The following is a 26,003-nucleotide window of genomic DNA, read 5'->3' as shown; positions in this document are numbered from 1 at the left end:
TGGCTAGCGATCTAGAACGCTTGCTGTGAATTCTCTGCGGTTGATGCAGTTTGGGCCGCTCCCACTCAGGATAATGATGGGAATAACGTTCCTTGCCCACCGGGTGCCCAGCCTTACAGACTTTGGACAGGTGCAGGGGATTCGTCGGCCGCATTAGTCTGCCGCCCGAGGTCGCCTTTGTTATAGCGACTCCAGAAATTGGCGGCGCAATAGCCATATTCGCCGGCATAATTAGAGGATCACTGCCGCGTTATACATAATACTGATGTTGAGCACGACGCTTGTAATCAAGCTCTCAAGAGAATTTGTTGGCGGCTTTGAAGTTGACCCGCTACTCTTGGTGATGGCGGCAAGCCTACTTATCACCGGCCCGGGAAGGATATCTATCGAGTGGGATGTGCTCAAGAGGGAAATATGGCCTAGGGGCAAAACGCTCGTGCCGGCTGCACCGCCAAGGGCTTAATGGCCGTTCAGAATTACAACGCCGGGCATCTCGTCGCCTGCAAGGTAGCGCAGGGTTGCCCCGCCGCCTGTAGACACGTGGCTCACTTCATTTTCTGCCACGCCCGACTTTTTCATCGCCTCAAGGGTGTCTCCCCCGCCAATGAGCGTCTTGCTTCCGCGCCAGAACGCAAGCGCCATGCTCTTGGCGATGTTTATGGTGCCGTTTGAAAATGCCCTGATCTCAAACATGCCCATCGGCCCGTTCCAAAAGATGGTGCCTCCGCCGTTGCCTCCTACCTCTGCAGAGTAGCGTTCTATCGTTTCGTTGCCAATGTCAAAGCCGGACATGCCGTTTGGGATGTCTCCCCTTACCATCGTGACTGAATTATCGTTTGGCGAATTTGCGCAGACATGGTCTGTAGGGAGCATTATCTTGTCGCCGTATGTTGACAGAGCCTTTGTGACCCATGGCAGGCGCTCTTCATCTATGAGCGAGTTGCCTGTCTTGATTCCCTCTGCCTTGAGGAATGTATACGCAGCAGCTCCTCCTATCATTACCTTGTCAGCCTTTGGTAGCAGATGTTCAAGCGCACCTATCTTGTCCTTTATCTTGACCCCGCCGACTACGATCTTGAAGGGCTTGATCGGGTTCTCCCTTATCATGGACAGGTATTCGACCTCCTTGCTCAGGTTAAAGCCTGCAAGCCTGATGTCAAAGAGCCAGGCGGCGCCATAGGTGGAGGAATGCTTCCTGTGAGAAGTGCTAAAGGCATCGTTGACGTAAATGTCTGCAAGCGATGCGAGCCTCTTGCTGAACTCTGGATCGTTCAGCTCCTCCTCTTTATGGAAGCGCAGGTTTTCAAGCAAGAGCACGTCGCCCTTGTTCATCTTGCTTATTTCGTCCTCCACTTCAACGCCGACGCAGTCATCTGCAAAGCGTATCGCCGGCCTTGACTTGCCACCAACAATGTCTGACAAGCGTTTTGCAACAGGCGCAAGCGAATACTGTCTGTCGCGCCCTTCCGGCCTTCCAAGGTGCGAGGCTAGTATCACCTTGGCGCCGCGCTTTGTCAGGTATTCGATAGTAGGAATGGACATGCGGATCCTATAGTCCTCGCCAACCGCGCCGTTGTTTACGCTGACGTTGAAATCGACTCTCACGAGCACCCTTTTCCCGTCAAATTGCGAGTCTGGCAGATCAGAAAGAGTTCTCAGGGCCAACTGGACGATCGGTAATCTGGTGGGGTTTAATTTATCTTTATAAGAACTACATAAACGAGCTCCATACCAGAAGCATCTTCCATACGGCATTAAATACAATGGTCTGCAAAAATATACTATATCGTGATTAAGCCCCCAGCCGGAAGGCCGGCGGATCTTGTAAACGAAGGCCTAGTTGCGGGCCAGAGGATCGCCAAGATCTCTGTGGTAACCTTGGTCAGCATAGGAGTTGTCGAAATACTGATGGGGCAGGTGAGCGGCAGCGTCGTGGCGACCGCAGACGGCATCGACTCGCTCTCGGACGCAATGATATCGCTCATAGTCCTCGTAGGGTTGCGCATGGCCCACAAGCCGGCAGACAGAAAGTTCCCCTTCGGCTACCACAAGGTGGAAAGCTTTGCCGCGCTCATTGCAGCAATAGGCATGGTCGCGATAGGTGGGTTCATCCTGTATCATTCGTACGAGGCATTGCTCCACCCGCGGGTGATCCAGCAGCCGGTGCTGACCATGATCGTGCTGGCGGCCGCCGGCGCAGTGTCGCTCCACCGGGCGTTCCAGATGAATTCTATTGCCAACAGGTACAACCTGCTTTCGCTCAAGACGGATGCGAAGAACTCGATAAAGGACGGCTCTGCGTCCATTATTGGCTTTGTGAGCGTTCTCATTGCGTCCCAGTTTGGATTCCTGCAGATGGATGCAATAGGTGGCATCATTATTGCCGGCTACATATTCTCAGTATCGTACATTTCACTCAAGCAGTCGTCGCTCATCTTGGTTGACTCATGGCAGAACCCCAGAATAACAGAAATGGTGAAAAGGATCGTAGAAGAGAAGTTCAAAGACGAAAACATCCGGGTAAAGTCGGTGCTTTTGCGTCCCGCCGGCGCGCTTGCCCAAGCCGAAGTGCACCTTGAAATCGATGGCAACAAGAGGCTTGCCGACGTGGAGCTCCTGCTCGTCAACATAGAGGCGGCCATACGCTCGCAGATCCCTGTGATAGGCAGGATCTCGTCAATACCTCACTCGTACCCTGCCCAAAGGTCAGAGCCGACCAGAAGGTTCGGCGGAATTTTTGGGGATAGAAGAAATACGTCTGGAGCCGCCTGATCGGATCACAACACTCTGTCCATCTATGTCTTGATGTATTATTGTTAGTCTTTAGTAATTTAGGCTATCGTCGAACATTTGTCATATCATAATTTTCAAATTATTTGTTAGAATATACGGTGCGGCACTTTTCATGATTATTACTTTAATATCTTTTATAGTTCAACATGGCGGATGAGGACCCTGCTGTTGCCATTGGCTCTTGCTGTGGTCGCCGCCGCCCTTGCCTCTTCGCTGCAGGCTGCAGACGCGATTGTTTCGGTAAAATCGGCCGGACTCCACCACCATCACCAAGACTACCAAGACAGCCTTTTAGTCGCGTTCTTTACCATCGTTTGCTCTGCACTTCTTGTAACGATGGTGATCCACTATTATCGGATTCAATGGGGAAGAAAGTCCATTATTACCGAGTAAAATATCTGTATGGAGATGCTTTCCAGAATATTCTTGCAGTAGTCTTAAAGGAGCTCGCTGTCATGTTATACGCTGATCAGGTCAGGACGAGTCACATCTATCTTGTTCATCCTTTGGTATCGGATGCAGCCGTGCTGCCATATGCACAGACTCGCCTGATCCTGACAGGATTCGTCTTTGTGTATGCGTATAAAGTCGGTTGTGTTCGTGTCGATACTTTTAAAGCCTGTAACTTTTAGACAGGTATTTTTTGAGGTATACCTGCTAATGACTGGCTAACCCAGACGCTAGGCTAGATACCAACCTGCGTGCTATTGAACCATCTGAATCTAGTTTAGGATTAAAAATAGCGATATCCATTCCAACTGCTTTTCCAGTTCCAAGCAAGATTTGCAAGAGTTGGCTTATGTCTCCGTAGCTCAGCCCACCAGAAAGGCGATAATCAACTGCTGGCATATCTTTATCATTCAATACATCAACATCTGTGAATCCAAAAACCTTGGATTCCACTGTTCATTAGTTTCTTAATAGCCTCTGAAGCAGTTTTTGCGATTCCAATTTTTGTATCTTATCAAAATCATAAATGTTGATGTCGGTCTCGCCTACGTCTTGGCTGCCATAACTTTTTGCTTGTTCGGCATCAAGATGATTCTTCATCTCGAACAAGCGGTTTCAGACCATCTATGTTGGTAAGAACATCTGGACCTCGACCAGACACGATCGCCAGATCCCTATCAGCAACTTCTCCTGTAGGAGATGCCTCTGGTTGATAAAAATCAGCGTGACCGTCTATGAAGAATACCCGTATCTTCCCAGTCTGCGCAAGGCTAACAGATTGCCGATGATAATGCTGGAGTCGCCACCAAGCACTATGGGAAATCGTCTCCCCCTACAACACATTAGCCACGACATTTGCAAGCTGTTTTGAATATCGTCTGATCGCTTTGGGATTCAGTAGCAGCGTTTCTTCATCACGCTTTGAATTATACTCTGGTGGAGAGACCTCCGCCACATATTCAACGTTCAATCTCCTTAGCAAGCCTGCAGCTTTCATTGCTTCTGGAAGATACTCAACTCCCATTGGTCGTAGCCGTAGTATGAAGGAGCGGCTATTATCGCAAATCGTTGCATTTGATCTGATATCAATAGAATAAGTTAGTTTTTAAACAAAAAGAGCTTTTTGCATAAAACCCATGGATTCAGAACATTAATTAAACAATGTAAAACGAAAGCAGAACCTTAACAACCTCTTTAAGATTGAATTTGGTGCACGGGCGCCGTGCAATATAAGGAATTGCCGTTCAAAACAAAACCAAGGACAGGGCCGCTTTTTCAACACGAGCGACGTCCAAGGACAAACCGCAACGTGTGCTTGAATTCAAGTGTTAGTCGGCGCTTGTTTTCCTACGCCGTGCCAAACGACGAAACTTGACGAGGATACCGGGACAACTTTATGACCTACATGAGCGACATTGACGTTTTGTCGCCGGATGCCCTCTTGTGCGACCGTTCAACAGACGGGCAATCAAGCAATTGCAAGACCGCCTTAAGCCAAAATAGCGTCGCGCCTCTGCCACCTTTCAACCTTTGCAAATTCTGCAATCAAATCGCCAGTCCTATCGTTTATCGCCCGTATGAGGACGCACTGTCTCAATGTCTCATGAATAGTGGGATCGTCAAGCAAGACCGGCGGCTGTTGATCCTCGGCAACAAAGATTTCCAAAATTAACCGGTTGAACTCGTCCCTTGCAAGTTCGAATCTCACCATTGATCGAAGGCTTGCTAGTTGTCAAATAAAAATGCCTTTGCCGCCAACCTTTGCTTTTCCTTGGAGCTTCGCTCGTGCCGGATTTCTATTCTTTTCTAGCTTGCGAACATTGTCATCAATGGCTTGCAGCGACTTGTTATTTTCCCGCATGAGCCTAATCATTTCTTGCTCAAAATCGCTCTTGTACGATTGAGCTTGGCGGTTTGCCTTTATCGCCTTCACATAGCTTGTTTTCTACATAGTAATAATGGCAAAGTTGAACGCCTTGCCGACCGTGATTTATTGTCAGCGCCCATAGTTTCGACCGGACAGAACGGCTCCGTTCAAGAATGCCGCAACACGCCGACGACAAAAAGTTAATTAGCGGCGCAGCTGCGACAAATGTCGCCCGCCGCACTTGCAAAGTGCAAAAAGTAAGGCGTTTATGTTTTTCGCCGATCGTCGCGCTATTTTAGCACAAATTAAGATAGATCGAGCGAGAAACGTTGATAAAATAAACAGCGAAAACCTTGTATTTGTGAGCAGCTTTATTCCAAAAAAGGCCCTTGGCAAGTTCATGCATGTCACAGACGAGCCGCTGAAAAGGCAGAGTGGCAAGTCCCTCGTGTTCTTTATGGGTGCCGGCTTTTGCCCGTTCTGCGCGGCAGAGCGATGGACCATTGTGAACGCGCTTGCCAACTTTGGCAGGTGGGAGGGTCTTGTCGAGACTGCAAGCGCAGGTCATGACGAGAAATACCTGAACATCCCCACTTTCAGCTTTGCGCGAGCCAAGTATGAAAGCGATTATGTCGAGTTTGTTGGGCGCGAGACTGCCGACAGGAATTTTGAGCCGCTGCAAGAGCTCGACGAAAAGGACTTTGAGATCCTCGATATGTTCAACCCTGACCAGATTATCCCCTTCCTGCTGATCGATGGGCAGTTCATGCAAGTTGGGGCAGGCTACAGCCCGCAAATTCTGGAAGGCATGGATCATGCCAAAGTCAAGGCCGAGCTTGCAAACCCTGCTTCGCCGGTCGGAAAGGCAATAAAGACAGAGATCGACAATATCACCGCGCTGATCTGCAAGAGCATAGGCGGCAAAGCGGACGTATGCAATTCTGAAAATATCAAAAATCTAGTTGGAAAGATCTAGCTAGCCTAGTCTTCTGCCACCACTGCTTGCTCTTTCAGCGGTGTTATCCTTATGGTCGTCGGGCAGCCCAGCTTGCTTGAAGCCACCTTGAATCCCTCTTTTGCAAGGTTCAGGTTTGCAGCAGTCACATAAGCCTCAAACAGCACCTGTCCAGGCATGACCCTCGCTGCAAGGCCCGTTGCCTTGCCAAAGGCTCGCCTCATTCCTTCCTGAAGACGATCCGCACCAGCAGTCGCGATCATTTTGTTCTCCCTGAGGATGACATGAGGGTAGACCCTGAGCATCGAGAAAAAGCTCGTCTCGCCTGCTGTCGCCATCCTCTTGTTGGCCGCAAGCCTGGCGGCCTCAAGGGCATTGTGCCTTATCTGGATCTTTTCAGTCGCCAGAAGTTCGAGCTTGTAATCATAATTGTTGCCGGCCTGGCCAGAGGAAAACCTTGCGATCTTGATCTGGGGCTTGCCAGCTATGTATTCGCGCCGGACATATGGCATTCCACGAGTTTCACGATAATTGACTCCCTTCATATCAATACACTAATTTTATTTGAATGCTTAAATGTGGAGGTTTGCTGTGATTTAATCGTTATGTCGTCATCAGCAACAGCTCCGCCGAGCGCGCAGCAGCCATTTTCTGGCTCTAAAATGAGTGAGGCCGAGATGCCATCTGTAGTAGAGGCGCGGCTTGCAGCAGGCGGAAAGATACTGGTTGACAAAACGCGCTTTCAGGATGAGCTCCGTACAAAGGGCTTTGGCGAAAAGGAAGACGCCGAATATGTGCTCAAGCCATACGAGGCGCTGTACCTAATGCACACAAAGCGCCTTGCGCTCAAGAACAAACCCGGCATGACGTTTGACCCGCTGTTTGAATTACTGCTCAAATACGACAGGAACATCATGACAAAGTTTCTGGTCTACCGAGACCTGCGAAGCAGGGGCTATGTCGCAAAAGAGGGGTTCGGGTTTGGCAACGACTTTCGCGTCTACGATCGGGGCGAGTACGAGAAAAAGCCTGCCAAGTATGTGATCTTTGGCATAAACGAGGGGACAAACACGACTGTCAAGGACTTTGCAAGCGCAATCGATCAGATAGAAAGGATGGGTAAGGAAGCGGTAGTAGCAGTGATAGAGCGGCGTGGCGAAGTGATCTATTACAAGGCTTCCAAGATGCGATTCACGGAAAACAGGTATCGCCGCTAAAACAATGCATAAAAGTGGGAGCTGCTCATTGTAGTACTGTCATTGCCGTTCAAAGAGATCTATTGCTCTGACTGCAAGACTGTGCTTGCAAGGTATTCTACGAAGTACTTTACCGACGCGGACATTAATGAGCTAGTCCACCTGCACTATTCTGCGCATATCAAAGACGGCCACTCCATGGAAACCCGGCTTGCCGAATAATTTGTGTAAACGATTTATATTCCTACAAGCCACTACCATTCATGCAACGCAACCTGTGCGACAAGATTATCAAGCTTGACCGCAACATACGATTTGTCGGCATTGTAAACAACAGGGGCGAAGTCATAGAGGGTGGCTTCCAGCAGGGGATCGAGCCGCTGCTCGACGAGACCGCCGAGCAGCAGATGTACATACAGTCGCTGTGGAACCTCACCACGCTCGAATCGTATAGCGACAAGCTGGGCAAGGTTCGTTACAGCATTACCGAGCATGACAAAGTTACGCTCATGACTTTTCCACTTGGTGACGGCATTCTTTGCCTGTCAGTGACGCCACGGGCAAACGTAAACAGGATACGGGACAGGGTAATGCAGACGATCAAGAAAAAACCAACAAGCAGAAAGAAGAAGAAATGATGCAAAAAGTTAAATTGCAACTAGGATAGGTTAGGATAAGAGAGTTTGGCAAAGAGGTTCTGCGAGAACTGCTTTTACCGTGGTGACGAATCCGAATTCTTGGCCGCGGCTGATTTTTGCTTGGACTGTATGGGCGTTCATTCTGCTTGCCCGAAATGCAAGGCCGGCTTCCACAGCGTGCACGTAATAGAATAACGATTTTTACCGGCCTGCTTCCCATCTAATGCAGGCTGCAGGATGATGACGAAGTAACAGTCCCCCTATTATCTGCCCGCAAGGGCGAAAAAATGAAGAGAATATACCGGACTGCCGAATCCTGAGCCTTCATTTGGAAACCCGTAGAAACCGTTTGGATCGTGGTGGCAAAACACAAGAGCAAATTTTTATCTATTTTTTTGTCGGGCCTGCAGTATCCTTTTTGCCTTCTCTAGCTCGCGCCTCCGTGAAGCAGGCAAGCTCCTGCCTGCGCGGTTTATGAAGTATTGTATCATACGTATGCCCGAGCCTATCCCTTTTGGACTTACCTTCTTTGAAGCCATGTGTCGCGCAATCGTCTCTGCATCCTTGGTGAATATGCCTTTTTTGGGAAAGGTTGATTCGGTGGTGACCTTGCTTACCCATCGCTTCTTGCCCTTGCTGTTCTTCTTTCGAGCCGGCGGCATGTCAGCAACCTCTGGTAAAAAAGTAGTAGTGTAAATTGAATAAATCTTTGCGTTTATAGAACCAAGCCATGACTTTTAGTGCTTTCGGGTCGCCACATTCTCTACAAATGATTTTACTTTATAGCTACAATACAGGTTGACCTTGATTCCTGCATAGTTCCAGATGAACGCTATTGGAATACTTGCTATCGCACCTCTCAGAAACTGTTCGGGCGTAAAGTTCATGACATACAGGTTCCACGGTAGAAAGACGAGCTGCCCTACAATGTGACTGACAAGTGTGACGATCATGTATTCTTTAACCCTGTCTTTTGATATTACTTTCTTAACAGACATTGTTATAGTATATTGTTACTAGCTTTATACAAAAACGTATTGACAAACTTGCTTGCTGCATTTGGAATAATGTTCTCCCAAGAGCTCTTGAAGGATAGTTCTAATCATTGTAGGACAAGAAACACAAAGGCCAGTGCAAGATCAACAGGTCCGACAGTATTGGTAATCCGTAGGAGGACAAACATGCACTGATCTCTTGCTGTTGCCTGCACTTCCATCATCCAGATGTTGAAGCTGGCTCTCTCATAATAAAGAAATAGGCGTATCTGAAAAGACGTGACCACTACTTGATTCGCCACTCTTGGATCATCTTTCTTCATGCTGCTCTGCTGTCAATAGAGTCAATAATTGTGGAAATGCTCGCAACCCAGATTCAGCTCGCTCCACTTGTCATAGCGGCAAACAGCATCCCTTTGGCCGGCGCAGTCATGCTCCTGATATCGTTTGGGTCTGAAAAGAAAAAGAGCATCACAGTCTTTCAATCTTGGAAATACTTGTTGCCTGGTTCAGTACTTCTTGCTACAGGAGTATTCGCATGGTACGATTCGGTTGGCAGGGTAGGCGCATCAAAGGAAGGCCTTCTTGCCGGGCCGCTTGAGACAGTAGTCATACTACTTCTTGCAAGGGCTGCCTTGAGTGAGAAATTGAGCAGGCTCCAGCTCGCTGGTGTAATGATCGCGCTTGCAGGATTCTTTGCAACAGTGATGAGCAGCGGTCTTGACGCGCTGATCACATTTGGCGATATAGAAGCCATGCTGTCTGCAACAGCATTTGGATCTGGGATAATTTTCATTACAAAACTAGCCAAGACGCATTCGGCGCAGGCAGTTACAGGCTCTTCTCTTTTCATTTCCGGCCTGATACTGGCCATGATACTATGGACGACGCAAGCTCCGGCGATATCGGCACAGGATTGGATGGTGTTATTGTTATTTTCGCTTCTTCCGTTAACTGCGGCCCTGACTTATGTAGTGGGCTTGTCAAGGATAGGTGCCTCGCTCACTTCTATCATTGGCTCATTTTCCATAATCCTGACGGTGGTCTTTCAATTGGCCTTGCTTTGGCAAAATGTGGAGGTCATACTGCCAGCAAACATTCCTCTGGCAGTGGCCGGTGGAATAATGGGAGTTTTTGGCATCTACCTCATACACAGGACGAAAAAGACCTTCTAAAAACGCTGAGATCCTCTATTAGGCTTTGTGTAAAAAGTAATAACTCATAAAAACAAAGTCATGCAATCAAACAGCTATCCAAGCATGGATTGTTGACTTTTTAAACAAAGCCCCTCTATTAAATACAATATTGTGCATTAGCATCATATCTCAACTTGACCCTCCTCCGCCACCCTCACTATCATCGCTAATTCGTGCGCTACCTGGATCGCCAAAGAATGGTGACGAGAGGATGGATAGTATCAGACAAGGACGATATCAAGCATGTAGAATACTTTATAGATGGAAGTTGGAGGCATGATCATGACAGGTGTAGAGCTATAATAAATCCTGCTTGTAATAGAAAGTAATTTTTTACTGCAAGTCTATGTATATGTATAGATATTTAGAAAAGCACAACAGAAAAACAATGGGCAAGCTGACGCGTGGTTACTTGGCCTTAACGGCCACTAGTTCTCCGCGCTTCCGATCATCTTGCCCATTCTCCAAGACATCTCTAGAGCAGCAAAGGTCGGAGCAAACCCAAGTGCCACCAATACCAAGGAGTCGATTGCGTTCACATATCTCAAATAACATTTAGATAGATAACCCTTTTAACATTGAAAATTAAATGCTTATAAGATTCTTGAATCTGTCAGCAGCACCTATGCGAATTTATAAGCTATCTTTTCTTATTACTGGCAGAACAAAAAATGACACCATCCCAACCAAGCCTTCTGTACAATTCAGGATCTATCTAATTTAGAATTGGTGCTGGTGGGAGAAAAGAATGCTCCGGCCGGGATTTGAACCCGGGATCTCCGCCTTGAGAGGGCGAAATGCTTAACCGGACTACACCACCGGAGCCCGGACAGTCTGGATAACGTACAAAATATAAACGCAACTTCATGGCACAGTTATCGGTCGCCATCCCATACGCCATATATAATGTAGCTTAGGTCTTGGAATCTGCGACATTACGCGGTGGCCCCATTTAATGCGAAGGTATTATTGTTCTCTTCCAATAGCAAGCAAATGTTTAGAAAAGCTGTTCATATCCAGCATTTTTGTTATATGATTGGTACTGTGGTCAATTTTCAACGAGAGCAGCGGAGCCTATGAATTTGCTAGCATCAATATCAAGTAGTCAAATGACACGAGCAAATAGTCAAAGGTAATACCTAAAGATCTGGAGCAGTTCTGACGACCATTTTTGTCAGTATTGGATGCAAATTTTCGTTCCTGTAGTTGAACCTGAATTCTATTTCTTTCAGATACAAATGGAAGTATTGTTTCGGTACACCACGACAGTGGTATAGCCATGTCTTGGCATAGCTCCAGAATCCTTCAATTCCCTTGATGTGAGCGTCTTCTACTCTAACGTACTCTGCTATGAGCTATGATCTGATGTTTGCCAGTCAGATTCAAAGCGGCATACGCAGTATGGTCGTCTGAATAATACAACGAGCCTTTTCTTGTATGCTGTCGTATCAACGGAATCAACGTCTCCTTTCTTCTGTCCGATACAGGAAACGTGATAACCTTGCCATGCATTTCTTCTGTAAATGCCAAATACAAGAGTCTTTCCCTCAACACCCCAGCCGCGTTTACCTCCCTTTCTTCGGCTGCCAAACAAGGCTTCATCCAGCTCTATACGACCAAATAGTTTGATTTCCTGAAGCTCGCACAGAAGAGAATCATAAATAGCCTGTCTGAAAATCCGAAATACGTGTTCTATGGCGGCCATGCTGACTGGAACATGCCATCTGATTCTGTAAGCAGGTAGCCCCCTGTGATCTATGTTGACGATAGACTAAAGATAAATAACAATTCTTTCTTCCAAAGAACACATGACTGAATGTTTTTATCGCTTTACCTACTACAAGGGATGTGATCGCCTTTGGGCATTCCAGAGAAGATAAAGGAGATACAGGACCAGATACATCGCACCCAGATCAACAAGGCTACCGAGTTCCACATAGGGCTGCTCAAGGCCAAGATAGCGCGCCTCAAGCGCGAGATGGAGGAAAACACTCATGGTAGGACGGTGCATACTGGCGGCGAGAACGTCGGCTTTGACGTCAGAAAGACAGGCGATGCCACCGTAGTCCTCATCGGCCTCCCAAGCGTTGGCAAGTCCACGCTCCTCAACAGGATCACAAACGCCAAATCGCGCGTTGCGTCTTACCAGTTCACTACTCTCACGGCTGTCCCCGGCATGCTGCACCACCGCGGCGCCAAGATTCAGGTGCTGGACCTTCCAGGAATCATCGAAGGCGCCTCAAGCGGCAAGGGCTTTGGCAAGCGCGTGCTATCTGTTGCGCGCAGCGCTGACCTTGTGCTCATTGTTCTTGACGTCTTCCAGCCTCATCACTTGGGCGTCTTAAAAAAAGAGCTGGCAGAGGCCGGCATCAAGCTGGACGAGCGGCCGCCAGACGTGGTAATCGAAAAAACGTCGACAGGCGGCATCGGAGTTAACGCGCAGGTTCCAATCAAGGTTTCGGAGCGGCTGATAAAGGAGATGATGCGGCTGTATGGCATACCAAACGGCAGAATAATAATCCGCGAGCCCAACCTGACCGACGACCAGCTGATAGACGTGCTGAACGGCAACCGCGTCTATATCCCGTCGCTTATCGTGCTCAACAAGATAGACCTTGTGAACAAGGGCTTTATCCAGGAGGTCCAGTCAAAGATAGGGAACAACTTTATCCCGATCTCTGCAGACGCCGGCGTCAACATTGATGCTCTCAAGGAAGCCATCTACCAAAAGCTCGACCTTATCAGAATTTACATGCGTCCCAAGGGAGGCGAGACCGACTATGAAGAGCCTATGATAATGAAGAACGGCTCGACAGTTCAGGATGTGTGCAACAAGATACACCGCAACATGGCCAAGAACTTCCGCTACGGGCTGATATGGGGCAAGAGCGCCAAGTTCGACGGGCAAAAAGTGGGGCTGGATCACCGGCTTGAAGACGAAGATGTGCTGACGATAATCAAGCTGGCCGGCGCTATGTGAACGGTCGCACCTTCATTTCTACATGTCCTGACATTTCTCTGTGATCCTCTACATCTGACTTGAACAGGAAAACCGACCTGCACTGCGAGCAAACATATATCCTGTCCAGTCTTTCTTCCGCCAGTTTTGGATTCAAGACTGATAGCACACGCAGACCACTGCAATTGCAACTATAAACGATCTGCATGAACTTTCTGCAAAGCAGTGACACTATTACTTACTATTTTATTGCGCGATTATCCTGCCGCGCATTTCTGGATGGTACCAGCAATAGTATTCATAAGTACCAGGCTCTGCTGCAACTATGGCAGTAAGAAAATCCTGGCCTCCACGAAGAGGTGCCGTATTGATCGGCGTTATTCCTCCGTTCTCTGCTTCATCCACCCTCAGGTCGTGCGTCACGACATCATCGTTTCGCACCACAAGTTTTGTAGGTACATTCACGGCCACATGGATGTCCGGGTTGGTGCCATTAAATGTGCTTCGCTGCGCTATCAAGAGAATGTCCTCTACAGGCAGCTCTACCTCTGGGGGAGGATTCAGCAGGTTCCCTATGCCCCACAACGCGCCCATGGTCAAGAAAGAAATGGCGACTATGGCGATTATGTTGTTGCGCATCCAAGATGCTCTTGGAGCGAGTTCCCCTAAATTCCTTTGGACTGACTAACCGTTAAAAGCAAGATCCGTATTCTTGATAGTACGTCATCAGAGTCAAAGCTTGCCGCCAGGCGCTACCGCCAGTACAAATTGCAAAAACGCAAAGAATCGCTGATCCAGCATCTAGTGCACCTCATCCTGCGCTTCCTGAGTGCACTGACCAAGGCGCTGCAGGATACGCGAATAATTAGAAAGCGAACTGTTGAAAAGGTACATGTTGAATGAATAAAAAAGAGTACTGCGAACGTTTGTCAGAACGCAGTAATTTTTCTCTTAACTTGTTGGTGTGTCTTGCGAAGCGGGTGCCGAACCGTTGACGACCTCGGCTGTTGCGAACCTTGGTCCGATCTGGCTGATGCGGATCTTTGCATTCTGACCTACCTTGCCGTCTTTTACAAAGATAACAAATCCTTGTATCCTTGCAATGCCGTCACCTTTGCGGCTGATTTCCGTGATCTGTACGTCGTATTCCTTACCAGTTTCTACTGGTTTCGGACCGAAATTGTCGTTTCTTCTTCCGTAACTCATACGTAAGCCTGGTCACGCAATATCCATATATAAATCAAGAAGCCGGTTTACGATCCTATTCTCATGCCGTCGTCACATATCGAACGGAGACATTCTATTGCTGACAAGACTGCAAGGAAACTCGTCTTTGGATTCCCGGGGCTTGGCACGTTGTTGACTGTTATTCTTATCTCGCCAAAACTGCCTGTTGCAAGAATTTCGTGCTGATTGGTGGTCGCCTGCGGGTCGGCCACAATTCTTACCCTGGTCTTGTCGACGCCAATGCCGGCAAGGCTCAGCACTGCAGCCACGTTGACGTTTGCTGGGAACATCCTAACTGCTTCTGCCGCGACGCCTTCGTATATGACCGTGCTCTTGGTAACGTCGTCCAGTTTGATCTTGCTTGTTTCAAAAAAGGGCGCGCCTGCAAGTGCCTTTGGGCTCTTTGTGGTAGTAAGTGTGACAGAATCCAAGAGGTGCTTTACACTCCTTATCGCGTCAATGCCTGCTATCGCTCCCGTCGGGACGTAGATCCTGCAGCCCTTCTTTGCAGCCACCTGCAGAAGCTCAGCAAGCAGGTTCCTGTCTGCAAGGGCGCCGACGCTCATGACCATCATGTCCTTGCCTGCCTCAAGTATCGCCCTGCCAAATGTCCTTACCGCATCCTGTGAGGCCGCTTCTACTATAATGTCTGCGCCAGAGGCAAGGAACGCGCCGAAATCGGAATGGGTGCCAGGGCTGCTGCGCTGCAATTTTGACTTTAGGTTCTGCAGGTTGCCTTCTACAACATCAAAGAGCGCCACCAGCGAAGTATTGGCTATCTTGTCCGAGTCAACAGCCATTGCAAGTTGGCTTCCAATTGTGCCGCAGCCTACTAGCCCGATCTTTCTCTTTGGCATCTATATATAGGATAAAAGATAGAGTTGGAAGGATTTTTACCTTCTGCCACCGCGGCGCTCTGGCTTTTTCTGGCCAGGAAGCCTCTTCTTTTCAAACCTCTTCACAAAATTGTCCTTGTTACGCATCCTTGCGATCGGGCTCAGGCGTGGCTTGCCTTGGATTTTCGGGGTCTGGCCCCTTACCTTGCCGGCCTTTGTAAGTGAACCGTGTGTTGGCATTAATCTCCCTCAGTGGATTATCGTTTGAATATTTATATTTGTATGCATGCATACATGCATGTGCGCACCGATGGTGGCAAGTATTGCCTGCAATTTTGACTTCATGGGCAGCGTTATCCTAGATTGTACTACTTTAAATGTAGAAGCTCTATAACATTTCATGTTTATCAAAAGCCATGACGATGCTAGATCTTGACTACAAGCGCAAGGTAGTCGCGCTGAAGGAGCAAAAGAACGCAGTAATTCTGGCACACAACTACCAGTTGCCAGAAGTACAGGACGTGGCCGATTTTATAGGCGATTCGCTTGCACTATCCAAGAACGCAGCCACGACAGACGCGGACGTTATCGTGTTTTGCGGCGTCCACTTTATGGCCGAGACCGCCTCGATCCTGTGCCCTGAAAAGAAGGTCTTGATACCTGACCTTGAGGCTGGATGCTCGCTGGCTTCAACCATCAATGTTCACGAGTTGCAGGCTTGGAAGGCAGAGCACCCTGACGCAGTGGTAGTAAGCTACGTCAATACTACTGCAGATGTCAAGGCACTGTCCGACTATTGCTGCACCTCTTCAAACGCAGTCAAGGTGGTAAACAGCATACCCCGCGACAGGGAAGTGCTATTCCTGCCAGACCTGTTCTTGGGCTCGTACGTCGCAGAAGTGACAAAGAGGAAGAACATGTACATATGGCCGGGCGAGTGTCACGTACACGCCGGCATAAAGGCAGATGACATCAACAAGATGCTTGCGACGTTCAAGAACGCCGACTTTCTCGTGCACCCTGAGTGCAGCTGCACTTCTTCGGCCATGTATCACATGTCAAAGGGCGACTTGGCCAAGACTGGCCACATACTCTCGACAGAGGGCATGATGAAGCACGCCCGGGCATCGGATGCGAAACAATTCGTGGTTGCTACCGAAACAGGCATACTGTACAGGATGCAAAAAGAAAACCCAGACAAAGAGTTCATACCGATCAAGCGTGACGCGGTGTGCAAGTACATGAAAAAGATCACGCTGGAAAAGGTGTACAACTCGCTTGCGCACAACGTCTACGAAGTAAAGGTGCCAAAGGATGTTGCCGACAGGGCGCGCCTTGCGATCGACCGCATGCTGGCTATTTCGTAATTATTATTTCTAGACTGAAATCGACCGCCTTGGGCGAATGCGTGATGTGGCCAAGCGAAATGAAATCGGGCTTGGCCCGCGCATACTGGCGGATGTTCTTTGCATTGACGCCTCCGGAAATCTCTATCTTTACTTTTCTGCGCAGGCCCGCTTTTGCAACGTGCCTTATAGCGTCGGCAGCCTGCTTTGGAGTAAAATTGTCCAGCATGACAATATCTGCTCCTGCCGAAATTGCCGCCACTACTTCTTTCAGGTTCTTTGCCTCGCACTCTACCTTAATGGACGAGCCTGCATTTTTCTTGGCAAGCCTGACGCACTTGTCCGCAGGGCCGGCAAGCGCAAGGTGGTTGTCCTTTATCAGAACCATGTCGTCAAGCCGCATTCTATGAGCGCCGCCCCCGCCCATGACTACCGCCTTTTTGTCAAAATAGCGCAGGCCCGGCGCAGTCTTGCGCGTGGCAAGTATCTTTATCCCCTTGGCAAGGTCAGCCATGCGCCTAGTCTCTGTTGCTATGCCGCTCATCCTCATTATCATGTTGAGCGCAACCCTCTCTGCCTTCAAGATGGCGCGGGCGTTGCCTGATACCTTCATGACGGTCGTGCCCTTTTTTACCCTCGACCCGTCCTTGACCAGAATCTTGCTTGTACAGCCGCAAAGGTCAAAAATGATAGCGGCCTCTTCAAGGCCGCACACTACTGCCGGGCCCGATTTACATACGATTTCAGCTCTGGCAAAAAGGTCGCCGGGGATTATTACGCTGTTGCTTGTGATATCGCCTGCGCCAATGTCTTCCTGCAAAAAGCTCGCAAGCATTTCCCTGACGTCAAGAAATGTCTGCAGATCTTGCCGCTGCAACCTACGAGACCTTCAAGGCATATTTGTTGGGGGTGGTGATGTCAAGCGTCCTAGCAACCTGGGACTTGGCAGGATCGAAAACCAGTATGATGCCGGACCAGTCAGGGCTCAGGTCTGTTGACTTGCAGTTGGGGCACACCTTGCCCGTGGTTATCACTTTGCACCTGCGGCAAGCCTTTTCCTTGGCCAACTACTTTTTGTCTCCTCCCTTCTTTTCCTTCTCGCCTCCGCCCTTGGACTTTTTGATCTCCTCTGCAATCCATTCTAGGGCGCCCAAGAACGGCTGCCTGCACGTTATGCCTATCTTGCCCATGCCTGCTCCCTTGCCGAGGCTTACCGCCGTAATCCTTGCCCGCAACTTTGACCCGATCTTGAGAGACCTTGCCGTCTGGTTCGCGACAATGACACCCTGCTTGACATCGCTCTTCAGGTAGTCGTCGGTGATCTGCGAGAGGTGGAGAAGGGCGTCGGTTGGGCCTATCCTGACAAACGCGCCAAAGTCGGTGATTTCGACAACTTCGCCTTCAACTATTTCCTGAAGCTTGGGATAGAACGTAAGCGCCTTGAACGTGACCTTGTGGTAAGTCGCGCCGTCGCCGGCGACCAGCTTGCCGACCGAACTCGTGTCAGCGTCAGTTATCATGATGACATAGCCAACATCTGGGCTGATCATGCTCTCGTATTTTTCTTTGAGTATCTGTATGGCCGCGTCCTTCAGCGAGTGAGTCAGTCTGTTTGGAGGAATTCTGACAACATCGCTCATGTGCACTATGGCAAACATAATATACGCACTCTTGATTGGCAGGTCATTATGAACTTTTGCCTTATAAGGGGGTCTACTACTGCTACCTTCTGGGAGGAAGCTCACACTTGATCGATGAATCTGTGACCTCAAAGATGGCATTTATGCCAAGCATGGTTCTCAGCCCTGCTTGAAGGTAGCCTTCTAGAAAGCGCGAGCCCTTTTTGCCAAGCCTGTGGCGCACCACGATGGCAATTGCCCCACCGGGCATCTGCTTTTCGTCATACGTTCCAAGGTGGCCGTACCTACAGATCACCTTCTCGATGTATTCCATCACAGCCGCCTCCGAGGTCTCTTTCTTCCAGAAAATGACAGTATCTGACATTACAGTCTCTCCCAGCTTCAGACCCAGTTTGCAGAGTTCCTCTTCGTCGAGTTGTTCCAGAAGCGAGGTCAGGATTTCGCGGTTTATGACTACCATATCTATCTTGGACAGGTAGCGGGTGAACTCGGTATACCTGCGCAGCACGATTCCTACCAACGCATTCACTGATATACCCATGCGTTCGGCTTCCTCGTCAAGCATCTTCAACACGTCTGTCTCGAACCTGAACGACCGGGTAATCGAGGTGCGCGCGTCTTCAGCTAACACCGGCATATATCTTGCTATTTAGGGCACAGCATCTCGTTTAAGGGGCACGAATATGTGTTATAATAGAGTGTTATGTAGCAGCTTGCAGTACAGTGTAACATGATAATACACGATGTAGACATGGGCCTTAAATGAAATTTGTACGCAAAGGCTGGCAATATGAGTTACAAACTTGCGTCAGAACAGGCAGCAGATGTCTGCGCATTGTGCAACAGCAAATCGATCGTTTTCGACTCTGAGACTAGCGAGGCCGTCTGCTCGTCATGCGGCATGGTTATCAAGGACAACATCGAGTCGATGGGTCCGGAATGGAGGTCATACTCTGGCGAAGACATTGAAAGCAAGAGCAGGACTGGCATGCCATCTTCACTTGCATTCCACGACATGGGACTTTCAACATTCATTTCATATTCAAATGTTGATGCAAACGGCGTCGCGATAAGCGCAGAGCAGAGAAGCAAAGTGCAGAGGATGCGCAGGTGGAACAAGATCTCGAGCAACAACCGCAGCTACCACCGCAACCTGAAGAACGCGTTTGCTATACTGAGTACGATAAAGGACAAGCTCTCCCTGAGCGACACACTTATTGAAAAGGCGGCATACAACTACAGAAAGGCGCTTGACAAAAAGATAATCAAGGGCAGATCAATCCGGGCGCTGATAGTAGCGGCGGTATACGCCGCATGCAGGGACCTTTCTGTGCCGCGCACCCTTGAAGAAATATCCGCTGCAGCAAACACAGACGCGATATTCGCCGGCAAGTGCTACAGACTGCTTGTCCAGAATCTGGATCTGCGGCTGCCAGTGATCGACTCGAATAAGTATCTTGCAAGGATTTCAAACAAGGCCAAGGTTAGCGAAAAGACCTACAGGAACGCGCTTGAGATGCTGTCGACCATCAAGGACAATCCGATCTCGCACGGCAAGGATCCAAACGCGCTTGCGGTAGCGGTGTTGTATGCAGCGTGCCTGAAGGAAGGCGAGAACGTAAGCCAAGCCCAGGTTGCAGTCGCCGGAGACATCAGCATCGTGACTCTGAGGAAAAGGTTCCAAGACGTAAGGAAAATTTTCCCCTCCTAACTTTTTTGTCAGGATACTAATGCTAAAAATGCCCATACCTGGGGCCGATGGTTTGCAACCTACTGCCAAGACACCGAAGGGAACACATCTTTGGGATAATCGAGCAGAACAAAAAGACAAAGTAAATTCTGCCAATTCTTTTTCTCCTTTTGCGTCTAATCACGTGCTTTTGTGCTGGACCTTTATATGAGCGCTACAATTTATTTGCCCTGCGAAACGATGATTTAAATACGGTAAAGTCAAATTTTTGGGTACAATGGTGACGGTCGATCAGGTTCTCAACTCGCTGAAAAAAGTTGTAGATCCTGAACTTCACAAAGACATTGTTTCAATGGGGATGATAAAGGACCTGTCGATAAACGACGGCAAGGTCGCCTTTACTCTTGAGCTAACTACACCTGCCTGCCCGTTTAACAGCGACATTGAGCGCGATGTGCGGACTGCGATGGCCAGCCTTGGCGTCAAGGATCTCAACATGAGGGTTACCGCCCGGGTCATGGAAGGCAGGGCGCTTTCGATGGACGAGCTCTTGCCTGGCGTCAAGAACATTATTGCAGTCGCAAGCGGCAAGGGCGGAGTAGGCAAAACCACGGTTTCTGTGAACCTTGCGCTTGCTCTTGCCAAGACGGGCGCAAAGGTGGGCCTGCTTGACGCAGACATTTACGGGCCGAGTGTCCCGCTGATGCTCGGGCTAAAGGCGTCGCCGGAGGTTGTCAACAACAAGATCCAACCTCCTATGGTTGAGGGCATCAAGGTAATTTCCATGGGCTTTTTCTATGAGCAGTCGCAGCAGGCCGGCATCTACCGGGGCCCGATTGTCTCTGGGATAGTCAAGCAGTTCCTGACTGATGTCAACTGGGGCGAGCTTGACTACCTTATCATAGACCTGCCTCCGGGCACGGGCGACGCGCCGCTGACGATAGCGCAGACGATACCAATCACTGGCATACTGATAGTCACGACGCCTCAGGATGTTGCCATGAACGTGGCAGTAAAGGCGATAGGCATGTTCAACAAGCTCAACGTCCCGATAATCGGAGTTGTCGAGAACATGAGCTACTTGCAATGTCCACACTGCAGCGAACAGGTCTACCTCTTTGGACAGGGTGGCGGCAAAAAGATAAGTGATGAGTTCAAGATTCCCTTCATAGGCGAGATCCCGCTTCACCCGCAAATTCGGGAAGGAAGTGACACTGGCAATCCATCAGTCATGTCACAACCGGAATCAATACAGTCGCACGCGTTTACAAAGGCTGCCAAGGTGATCGCAGGCAGGATAAGTATAATTGCTACTGAAATGCAGGCGCAGGAACAGGCAGAAGCAAAAGCAGCAAGTGAGCAGGCCAAAAAGGAATAATGCCTATAAACGAAAATGATGCACGCCTCTTAAAACAGCCCTTTGGCACACTTGTTCCAGACAAGCAGGTAACAAAACGAAAAGTAGCGTCGGTGCTGAAAGGCGTCAAGCAAGTAATTGCAGTTGGCGACGCGACCACTGAACGCCTTGTATCTTTTGGAATAAAACCGGATATTGCTGTCATTGACGGCAAAGAAAGGCGGTCAAAGCGGAGCTATTCTGCAAGCTATTCTGCAAAAGAATTGCATTGTATCAACCCCGCCGGCACAATTTCAAAAGAAGCAGTACAGGTTTTGCAGGACGCCTTGAGGATGCCTTCTCCTGTGCGGGTGCTCGTAGATGGCGAAGAGGATATGCTTGCCCTTCCGCTCTTTACAATGGCGCCAGAAGGTTCTGCGGTCCTCTACGGTCAGCCTCTTGAGGGGCTGGTAATAGTCAAAATAACAAGTGCAAAGCAAAAGCAAGCCAAAGACTTAATGGATAGAATTGGCATCGATTAATTGGGGGATGAAGATGTGGTGGCTGTATGACCTAGATATGATTATGTATACCAATCTCTGACCCCTCTTTTCCTCTTCTTATCACTTGTCGCATCCGCAGCCGTCGTTGCTGAGGTCAAAAGTTCTGATGTTGTATTTCTTCATGCATAAAGGGCAGACACTCTGGCCGTAAGGGATCTCGGCATTGCAAAAAGCGCACGCTGCCGCAGCAGTAGCAGTACTTTCATTTGCCTTGGATATTGTCTTCAACGAATATGAAAAAGGCGGAATGGCTATTAAACCTTACATCGGCGCAATCAGGATCTTTGGCCGGTTGGGCGTATTGTGGTGGCACTTTTTGCCGCACAGCGGGCAGTTCTTCCTATCGAGGAACACACATTGGCAGATGTGAGACTTCATGTAACTCTCGGCTGCCTTTGTAAATTCGCCGGTGCCATTGCAAAATGGACAATCAGAATCGGTGATTTCTATAAGCCCCTTGCCGGAGCAGACGGGGCATTTCTGGACGTCGGTCTGAGCCATCTCCTCTAGGTTGAATATACTATAATATAATGATAATGGAGTCTTAACCAATCCTTTTACGGGAAATTAATCCGTAGATATTCTCCATTTCTTGCTTATCCACGCTTGTGGCAAAAATTTGTTATACGCGTATGGCTATTCCCTGCCATTGCATCACGTCATAGCCGATGACCTGCTCCGCATTGCAAAAGGCGAGGTTCTTGGCGACAGCTGGAGCAGGCAGGCCTATTCTGTTGATGCAAGCCACTATGAAATTCAGCCTGCGGCGGCTATATGTCCTGTAGATTCACATGACGTCGAACAGGCATGCAAGTACAGCTCTGAAAAAAAGGTGCCAATAACCGCAAGGGGCGCGGGCACAGGGCTCCTCGGGCAATCGCTCTCTGAAGGCATAATCCTTGATTTTACAAAGCACATGAACAGGATAATCGAAATTGAAGACGACTATGTGGTGGTGCAACCGGGAATCGTCAAGGGCGTGCTTGACCGGGAGCTAAAAAAGAGGAACAAGTTCCTGCCGCCGGATCCTGCAAGCAGCAACTATTGCACGATCGGCGGCATGATAGCGGATAACTCTAGCGGCATGCACTGCCTTGGCTACGGCAACACCATCGACTTTCTTGAAGGAGTGGACGTGGTGTACGCTGACGGGGAGCCGGGCTTTGCAAGCGCCGACAGATTCGATGGCAGGATGGAAAAACTTGGCAAGCTGCTGTCTCCACATGCTGACGCCATCAAGAATGGCTACCCTAAGGTGAGCAAGAATTCTTGCGGATACAGGCTCGACACCGTGATGTCAGACAGATTCATGCCGCACAAGGTATTTGCCGCTTCGGAAGGGACGCTTGGGATAGTGACCTGCGCAAAGCTCCGGCTCCTTGACATTCCTGAGTATCGGTGCATAATGGTGCTGGGCTTTGTAGATCTGCTAGGCGCAGTTTCGGCAGTCCCGGCTATCCTGAAATTCTCGCCGGTCGCTCTTGAAATGCTGGACCACACCGTCCTCTCTTTTGGCAGCAGGGCCGGCGGCACAGGGTGCCTACTGTTTGTCGAGTTTGCCGGCGACGACAGCAAGAAGATTGAAGACCGTCTACAAGCGTGCAAGGAGGAGCTTGCCGGCAAGTGCTCGGTGCTTGAATATGCTTCAGACGAGCAGAGCATGGCCAAGATATGGAGGGCCAGAAAGGGCGCGCTGAACAACGTCATGAAGCTCACAGTAGGCAGCAGAAAGCCGATCGGGCTGATTGAAGATACCGTAGTCCGGCCGGAGCTCTTGGCAGATCATGCCACCAACCTGCTCCAGACCTACCGGCAAAACAAACTGGACTACGTGATGTACGGCCACGTCGGGGACGGCAACATACATACAAGGCCGCTTGTGGACATGGGCTCTGACAAGGAGGTCGATCTGATGCGGAGGATCGCCAAGAGCGTGTTTGAGCAGGTTATCAGGAGCGGAGGCACGATAACTGGCGAGCACGGCGACGGTCTTGCGCGGGTGAGCTATATCGAAATGATGTACGGCAGACACATCACCGACCTCTTCTCAGCGGTCAAAAAGTTACTCGATCCTGCATTTATGATGAACCCCGGCAAAAAAGTCCCGGTGCAATGATTTAAGAATGGCGCAGGCCGACCTGCCAGCGGTTATGAAGGCGCGCTCGGCAGGCTTTGCAAGGCTATGGGGATACTCTGTCGGCTTTTACGGAGTGTGGCTGGCCCACATCGGAAGGCAGACAGGTCTGCTTGAGAGGATCGCCCACAGACCAGTATCAGTAGACGAGCTGGTTTCTGCGACAAAGATGCATCCTCCTGCCGTGCAGGCGTGGTGCTCTGCCGCAATTGCGTACGGGCTTGTCAGCGAAAAGAAAGACAAGAAGATGTATCTAAAGCCGGAAATGAAGATAATGCTCTTGGATAGGAAAAATCCTGACTATTTGGGCGGGCAATTCTCGTACTTGGCTCTGAGGAGCCTAGAGTACGGCGCTTTTCAAGACCTGTTCAGGTTAGGCCGGACACGTGAAATGTCGTACACCCTTGGCGCGATAGAGCAGGCCACCGACTGGGACCACTATTCGTTCCTGACCGCAATCAGGCGGGACAAGAAAATGAGCCGGCTTTTATCACAAGGATGCAGGCTGCTTGATGTCGGCTGCGGAACCGGCAGCCTGCTCGCCAAGATGTGTGCTGAATATCCAAAGTCAAGTTTTGTTGGGATAGACCCCTGCGACAAGGCAGTGGCGGCTGCGCGCAAGATTGCCAAGGGCAAACCAATCAAGATAATAAAACAGGCCGGCGAATCAATGGTGTTTGAAAACGAGTTTGATATCGTGTACCTTGGCGAGTCGCTCTATGCCGCAAGGGACAAGCAAAAGGTAGTGTCAAACTGCCGGCACGCCCTGGAAAAAGGGGGCACCATTGCGATAGTGGAGGGTTTATTGCCAGAGTCTAGATTGCACGGTGACGACAGCCGGCTGATAATGGGGATGCAGCTTGATTTTGCGCTTCAGGGCTACAGGTTCATGACAAAGAAAGAGGTCGCCAGGCTGCTTGCAAAGTTCTCAAGAGTTCGCTTCAAAGCCCTCGGCGGCTCTGTCTACCTTGTTACTGCAATCAAGTAGTAGCCTACTCTCGCCCTATCAGCCCAAGTAGATCAAAGCCTTCTGCCGACTTTTCCTTGATCTCTGCTATTGACACCAAGTGGCCATCGGGGTCCTGAATTATCGCATGCTTACCAAACGGCTCCTCCTTTGGCTTTTTAAAGAACTTGACTTTCTTTTCCTTCAGCTTTTGCACAGTAGAGTCGAGGTCGCTTACCTCAAATCCTACAAGCATGCCCGAGCCTGTCTTCATCTTGCTCTTTTTCTTTGCAGGGTGCAACGCAAGCACTGTATCTTTGTTGAAAAACTCGGTCCAGTCATTTGACTTAGTCTTTATCGGAATTCCAAGGGTATCTTTGTAGAACCTGATCGATTTTTCCATGTTTGAAACAAGCAGTATTACAGCTCCGACTTTTCTAAAGGACAAGCAAACGCACCTACCCGGAGTTCTACAAAGGTAAATAATGAACTTAACGGTATATGCATGCGGGGGTTAGTATAACTACTCCACCTTAATTCCTTAGCTCTGGCGCATTTCGCCAGCCGGAAGATCTGTTACTTAATGAGGAAAAATAGAACCTCTCTATATTCACAAAACTTGTACATCGAGCCAAACAAGTATGACACGTTCTAATAAATTTCCATCCATTGACAAGTGCCAATGGTATTGGATGATTTTCTATTGCCTGCCGAAAACGTCAGGTTTTCGAGCAAGGACAGCATCGCCGAATATGCAGAAAAAAGGTATAGGGTTCTTGTAACAGACAAAAGGTTGATCCTTTATGCACAAAGGGGAATGCTGATGAAATCAGACGACATTATCAGTGAAAGGCTGGACTCGCTGCACGGGTTAAAATATTTTGAAAGAGGCACCATCTTTCGTTCAGCAGTGGTCTCTGTCCAAGGGACCGTAAAGTTTGACATCAAAGGTTCGCCGTCACACCTAAAGCCGCTATACCATAGCCTGCAAGCAGTAATCAAATAAAATAATAATTTTCATCTTTAACCTGATAAATACGATGTAGCTAGATTCAGGCATATGGCCGCAAACGTGGACAAGGTCGAAGAAAAGATAGAAAAAGAGCTTGAAGAAAAAATCAAGGTTGGCAAAAGCCGGGCAGAAATAGGAAGAGTTGGACTCCACAACGTCGCCTACAAGATAAAGGACAGAACAGACGAGATGATGAATGAACGACTATAAGCCATGCTGTGCAA

Annotated in this window: 38 protein-coding genes, 1 tRNA gene and 1 pseudogene; 18 read left to right on the top strand and 22 right to left on the bottom strand. The window is 49.2% G+C overall.

All coding sequences use genetic code 11. The annotated features are described in order from the left end of the window. Positions 1 to 25 precede the first annotated feature (25 nt). Entirely contained in the window at positions 26 to 157 is a 132-nt protein-coding gene (locus NGAR_RS18795; protein ID WP_266190233.1) for a hypothetical protein, read from the top strand. A gap of 108 nt (positions 158 to 265) precedes the next feature. Continuing rightward, the gene (locus tag NGAR_RS08755; RefSeq protein WP_148681211.1) at positions 266 to 463 is read left to right on the top strand and encodes a hypothetical protein; all 198 of its coding nucleotides are present in this window, start codon (positions 266 to 268) and stop codon (positions 461 to 463) included. Here the strand turns inward: NGAR_RS08755 and NGAR_RS08750 are convergent. Next, a complete protein-coding gene (locus NGAR_RS08750; RefSeq protein WP_015019339.1) occupies positions 460 to 1,665 on the bottom strand; it encodes a phosphoglycerate kinase in 1,206 nt (401 codons plus the stop codon). The two genes, NGAR_RS08755 and NGAR_RS08750, sit on opposite strands and share 4 nt — an antisense overlap. A gap of 123 nt (positions 1,666 to 1,788) precedes the next feature. Between NGAR_RS08750 and NGAR_RS08745 the strand changes: the two genes are divergently transcribed. Both NGAR_RS08745 and NGAR_RS08740 read left to right on the top strand, forming a co-directional pair. Then, positions 1,789 to 2,772, top strand: coding sequence for a cation diffusion facilitator family transporter (locus NGAR_RS08745; RefSeq protein WP_187147439.1), 984 nt, complete (start codon positions 1,789 to 1,791; stop codon positions 2,770 to 2,772). Between the two features lie 174 nt (positions 2,773 to 2,946). Beyond that, positions 2,947 to 3,186: a hypothetical protein gene (locus tag NGAR_RS08740; RefSeq protein WP_148681208.1), complete on the top strand. Its 240-nt coding sequence runs from the start codon at positions 2,947 to 2,949 to the stop codon at positions 3,184 to 3,186. 264 nt (positions 3,187 to 3,450) lie between these two features. Here NGAR_RS08740 and NGAR_RS08735 read toward each other — a convergent pair whose 3' ends face one another. The 4 genes from NGAR_RS08735 to NGAR_RS08720 all read right to left on the bottom strand — a co-directional run bounded on the left by NGAR_RS08735 (position 3,451) and on the right by NGAR_RS08720 (position 5,176). Beyond that, the gene (locus tag NGAR_RS08735) at positions 3,451 to 3,696 is read right to left on the bottom strand and encodes an arginase family protein (RefSeq protein WP_015019336.1); all 246 of its coding nucleotides are present in this window, start codon (positions 3,694 to 3,696) and stop codon (positions 3,451 to 3,453) included. A 379-nt stretch (positions 3,697 to 4,075) separates the two neighbouring features. Continuing rightward, entirely contained in the window at positions 4,076 to 4,267 is a 192-nt protein-coding gene (locus tag NGAR_RS08730; RefSeq protein WP_015019334.1) for an arginase family protein, read from the bottom strand. 465 nt (positions 4,268 to 4,732) lie between these two features. After that, positions 4,733 to 4,954: a hypothetical protein gene (locus NGAR_RS08725; RefSeq protein ID WP_015019333.1), complete on the bottom strand. Its 222-nt coding sequence runs from the start codon at positions 4,952 to 4,954 to the stop codon at positions 4,733 to 4,735. Between the two features lie 21 nt (positions 4,955 to 4,975). Then, a complete protein-coding gene (locus tag NGAR_RS08720; RefSeq protein ID WP_015019332.1) occupies positions 4,976 to 5,176 on the bottom strand; it encodes a hypothetical protein in 201 nt (66 codons plus the stop codon). A 295-nt stretch (positions 5,177 to 5,471) separates the two neighbouring features. On the opposite strand from NGAR_RS08720, the gene NGAR_RS08715 reads away from it, so the two are divergent. Further along, positions 5,472 to 6,086 carry a DUF929 family protein gene (locus tag NGAR_RS08715; RefSeq protein ID WP_187147438.1) on the top strand — a complete coding sequence of 205 codons (615 nt, stop codon included), beginning with the start codon at positions 5,472 to 5,474 and terminating at the stop codon, positions 6,084 to 6,086. A 5-nt stretch (positions 6,087 to 6,091) separates the two neighbouring features. On the opposite strand, the gene NGAR_RS08710 is transcribed toward NGAR_RS08715, so the two are convergent. Then, a complete protein-coding gene (locus tag NGAR_RS08710) occupies positions 6,092 to 6,610 on the bottom strand; it encodes a 50S ribosomal protein L16 (protein ID WP_148681206.1) in 519 nt (172 codons plus the stop codon). A 60-nt stretch (positions 6,611 to 6,670) separates the two neighbouring features. Between NGAR_RS08710 and endA the strand changes: the two genes are divergently transcribed. Genes endA through NGAR_RS08700 form a run of 3 tightly spaced genes read left to right on the top strand, consistent with a single transcriptional unit; the run spans position 6,671 to position 7,899 of the window. Next, entirely contained in the window at positions 6,671 to 7,282 is a 612-nt protein-coding gene (endA, locus tag NGAR_RS08705; protein ID WP_015019329.1) for a tRNA-intron lyase, read from the top strand. A gap of 42 nt (positions 7,283 to 7,324) precedes the next feature. Then, positions 7,325 to 7,483: a hypothetical protein gene (locus tag NGAR_RS17505; protein ID WP_015019328.1), complete on the top strand. Its 159-nt coding sequence runs from the start codon at positions 7,325 to 7,327 to the stop codon at positions 7,481 to 7,483. 41 nt (positions 7,484 to 7,524) lie between these two features. After that, positions 7,525 to 7,899 (top strand): DUF6659 family protein, encoded by a 375-nt coding sequence (locus NGAR_RS08700; RefSeq protein ID WP_015019327.1) that lies wholly within the window; start codon positions 7,525 to 7,527, stop codon positions 7,897 to 7,899. Between the two features lie 383 nt (positions 7,900 to 8,282). Here NGAR_RS08700 and NGAR_RS08695 read toward each other — a convergent pair whose 3' ends face one another. Both NGAR_RS08695 and NGAR_RS08690 read right to left on the bottom strand, forming a co-directional pair. Further along, complete coding sequence (locus tag NGAR_RS08695) at positions 8,283 to 8,561, bottom strand: DUF3175 domain-containing protein (RefSeq protein WP_015019326.1); 279 nt, start codon at positions 8,559 to 8,561, stop codon at positions 8,283 to 8,285. A 75-nt stretch (positions 8,562 to 8,636) separates the two neighbouring features. Beyond that, positions 8,637 to 8,897 (bottom strand): hypothetical protein, encoded by a 261-nt coding sequence (locus NGAR_RS08690; protein ID WP_015019325.1) that lies wholly within the window; start codon positions 8,895 to 8,897, stop codon positions 8,637 to 8,639. A 287-nt stretch (positions 8,898 to 9,184) separates the two neighbouring features. On the opposite strand from NGAR_RS08690, the gene NGAR_RS08685 reads away from it, so the two are divergent. After that, entirely contained in the window at positions 9,185 to 10,069 is an 885-nt protein-coding gene (locus tag NGAR_RS08685) for an EamA family transporter (protein WP_187147437.1), read from the top strand. A 770-nt stretch (positions 10,070 to 10,839) separates the two neighbouring features. Here NGAR_RS08685 and NGAR_RS08680 read toward each other — a convergent pair. Next, positions 10,840 to 10,915: transfer RNA gene (locus tag NGAR_RS08680), tRNA-Glu, on the bottom strand. A gap of 314 nt (positions 10,916 to 11,229) precedes the next feature. Beyond that, a pseudogene (locus NGAR_RS19080) lies at positions 11,230 to 11,602 on the bottom strand (IS1595 family transposase). A 346-nt stretch (positions 11,603 to 11,948) separates the two neighbouring features. Here NGAR_RS19080 and NGAR_RS08665 point away from each other — a divergent pair. Next, positions 11,949 to 13,070, top strand: coding sequence for an OBG GTPase family GTP-binding protein (locus NGAR_RS08665; RefSeq protein ID WP_015019320.1), 1,122 nt, complete (start codon positions 11,949 to 11,951; stop codon positions 13,068 to 13,070). On the opposite strand, the gene NGAR_RS17500 is transcribed toward NGAR_RS08665, so the two are convergent. The 5 genes from NGAR_RS17500 to NGAR_RS08645 form a co-directional block, all read right to left on the bottom strand. Beyond that, a complete protein-coding gene (locus tag NGAR_RS17500; protein ID WP_187147435.1) occupies positions 13,063 to 13,218 on the bottom strand; it encodes a hypothetical protein in 156 nt (51 codons plus the stop codon). The genes NGAR_RS08665 and NGAR_RS17500 overlap by 8 nt on opposite strands. Before the next feature lie 77 nt (positions 13,219 to 13,295). After that, positions 13,296 to 13,688: a cupredoxin domain-containing protein gene (locus tag NGAR_RS08660; RefSeq protein ID WP_015019319.1), complete on the bottom strand. Its 393-nt coding sequence runs from the start codon at positions 13,686 to 13,688 to the stop codon at positions 13,296 to 13,298. Positions 13,689 to 14,000: 312 nt separating this feature from the next. Further along, positions 14,001 to 14,255 carry a TRAM domain-containing protein gene (locus NGAR_RS08655; protein WP_015019318.1) on the bottom strand — a complete coding sequence of 85 codons (255 nt, stop codon included), beginning with the start codon at positions 14,253 to 14,255 and terminating at the stop codon, positions 14,001 to 14,003. Positions 14,256 to 14,302: 47 nt separating this feature from the next. Further along, positions 14,303 to 15,133, bottom strand: a complete 831-nt coding sequence (locus NGAR_RS08650; RefSeq protein WP_148681204.1) for an aspartate dehydrogenase — start codon at positions 15,131 to 15,133, stop codon at positions 14,303 to 14,305. Positions 15,134 to 15,169: 36 nt separating this feature from the next. Further along, positions 15,170 to 15,352, bottom strand: a complete 183-nt coding sequence (locus NGAR_RS08645; protein WP_015019316.1) for a 30S ribosomal protein S30e — start codon at positions 15,350 to 15,352, stop codon at positions 15,170 to 15,172. Between the two features lie 176 nt (positions 15,353 to 15,528). On the opposite strand from NGAR_RS08645, the gene nadA reads away from it, so the two are divergent. Next, positions 15,529 to 16,479, top strand: coding sequence for a quinolinate synthase NadA (gene nadA, locus NGAR_RS08640; protein WP_015019315.1), 951 nt, complete (start codon positions 15,529 to 15,531; stop codon positions 16,477 to 16,479). On the opposite strand, the gene nadC is transcribed toward nadA, so the two are convergent. The 4 genes from nadC to NGAR_RS08620 all read right to left on the bottom strand — a co-directional run bounded on the left by nadC (position 16,469) and on the right by NGAR_RS08620 (position 18,729). Beyond that, a complete protein-coding gene (nadC, locus tag NGAR_RS08635; RefSeq protein WP_015019314.1) occupies positions 16,469 to 17,335 on the bottom strand; it encodes a carboxylating nicotinate-nucleotide diphosphorylase in 867 nt (288 codons plus the stop codon). The genes nadA and nadC overlap by 11 nt on opposite strands. Position 17,336: 1 nt before the next feature. Continuing rightward, positions 17,337 to 17,525: a transcription elongation factor subunit Spt4 gene (gene spt4 / locus NGAR_RS08630; RefSeq protein WP_015019313.1), complete on the bottom strand. Its 189-nt coding sequence runs from the start codon at positions 17,523 to 17,525 to the stop codon at positions 17,337 to 17,339. After that, complete coding sequence (locus tag NGAR_RS08625) at positions 17,526 to 18,116, bottom strand: DNA-directed RNA polymerase (RefSeq protein WP_015019312.1); 591 nt, start codon at positions 18,114 to 18,116, stop codon at positions 17,526 to 17,528. A gap of 64 nt (positions 18,117 to 18,180) precedes the next feature. Beyond that, positions 18,181 to 18,729, bottom strand: a complete 549-nt coding sequence (locus tag NGAR_RS08620) for a hypothetical protein (protein ID WP_148681203.1) — start codon at positions 18,727 to 18,729, stop codon at positions 18,181 to 18,183. A gap of 159 nt (positions 18,730 to 18,888) precedes the next feature. Here NGAR_RS08620 and NGAR_RS08615 point away from each other — a divergent pair, with 159 nt between their 5' ends. From NGAR_RS08615 to NGAR_RS08605, 3 genes are all read left to right on the top strand, one after another. Then, positions 18,889 to 19,809 carry a transcription initiation factor IIB gene (locus tag NGAR_RS08615; protein ID WP_148681202.1) on the top strand — a complete coding sequence of 307 codons (921 nt, stop codon included), beginning with the start codon at positions 18,889 to 18,891 and terminating at the stop codon, positions 19,807 to 19,809. A 256-nt stretch (positions 19,810 to 20,065) separates the two neighbouring features. Further along, positions 20,066 to 21,166 carry an Mrp/NBP35 family ATP-binding protein gene (locus NGAR_RS08610; protein ID WP_015019309.1) on the top strand — a complete coding sequence of 367 codons (1,101 nt, stop codon included), beginning with the start codon at positions 20,066 to 20,068 and terminating at the stop codon, positions 21,164 to 21,166. Further along, the gene (locus NGAR_RS08605) at positions 21,166 to 21,666 is read left to right on the top strand and encodes a GTP-dependent dephospho-CoA kinase family protein (RefSeq protein ID WP_015019308.1); all 501 of its coding nucleotides are present in this window, start codon (positions 21,166 to 21,168) and stop codon (positions 21,664 to 21,666) included. Before NGAR_RS08610 ends, NGAR_RS08605 begins: the two co-directional genes overlap by 1 nt. 81 nt (positions 21,667 to 21,747) lie before the next feature. Here the strand turns inward: NGAR_RS08605 and NGAR_RS17495 are convergent, their stop codons facing one another. Next, the gene (locus tag NGAR_RS17495; protein ID WP_187147434.1) at positions 21,748 to 21,915 is read right to left on the bottom strand and encodes a hypothetical protein; all 168 of its coding nucleotides are present in this window, start codon (positions 21,913 to 21,915) and stop codon (positions 21,748 to 21,750) included. 33 nt (positions 21,916 to 21,948) lie between these two features. Further along, positions 21,949 to 22,188 (bottom strand): hypothetical protein, encoded by a 240-nt coding sequence (locus tag NGAR_RS08600; RefSeq protein ID WP_015019307.1) that lies wholly within the window; start codon positions 22,186 to 22,188, stop codon positions 21,949 to 21,951. 118 nt (positions 22,189 to 22,306) lie between these two features. On the opposite strand from NGAR_RS08600, the gene NGAR_RS08595 reads away from it, so the two are divergent. Continuing rightward, complete coding sequence (locus NGAR_RS08595; RefSeq protein WP_148681201.1) at positions 22,307 to 23,803, top strand: FAD-binding oxidoreductase; 1,497 nt, start codon at positions 22,307 to 22,309, stop codon at positions 23,801 to 23,803. Between the two features lie 7 nt (positions 23,804 to 23,810). Further along, positions 23,811 to 24,809 (top strand): methyltransferase domain-containing protein, encoded by a 999-nt coding sequence (locus NGAR_RS08590; protein ID WP_015019305.1) that lies wholly within the window; start codon positions 23,811 to 23,813, stop codon positions 24,807 to 24,809. 4 nt (positions 24,810 to 24,813) lie between these two features. Here the strand turns inward: NGAR_RS08590 and NGAR_RS08585 are convergent, their stop codons facing one another. Continuing rightward, positions 24,814 to 25,215: a VOC family protein gene (locus tag NGAR_RS08585; protein WP_228369135.1), complete on the bottom strand. Its 402-nt coding sequence runs from the start codon at positions 25,213 to 25,215 to the stop codon at positions 24,814 to 24,816. Between the two features lie 255 nt (positions 25,216 to 25,470). On the opposite strand from NGAR_RS08585, the gene NGAR_RS17490 reads away from it, so the two are divergent. Together NGAR_RS17490 and NGAR_RS17485 are read left to right on the top strand one after the other, a co-directional pair. After that, positions 25,471 to 25,773 (top strand): hypothetical protein, encoded by a 303-nt coding sequence (locus tag NGAR_RS17490; RefSeq protein ID WP_187147433.1) that lies wholly within the window; start codon positions 25,471 to 25,473, stop codon positions 25,771 to 25,773. Between the two features lie 54 nt (positions 25,774 to 25,827). Then, complete coding sequence (locus tag NGAR_RS17485) at positions 25,828 to 25,989, top strand: hypothetical protein (RefSeq protein ID WP_187147432.1); 162 nt, start codon at positions 25,828 to 25,830, stop codon at positions 25,987 to 25,989. Positions 25,990 to 26,003: the final 14 nt, after the last annotated feature.

The sequence above is a fragment of the Candidatus Nitrososphaera gargensis Ga9.2 genome (assembly GCF_000303155.1).
Classification (GTDB): domain Archaea; phylum Thermoproteota; class Nitrososphaeria; order Nitrososphaerales; family Nitrososphaeraceae; genus Nitrososphaera; species Nitrososphaera gargensis.
The sequence above is the reverse complement of the archived record's forward strand: the minus strand, read 5'-3'. Positions and strand labels throughout refer to the sequence as shown.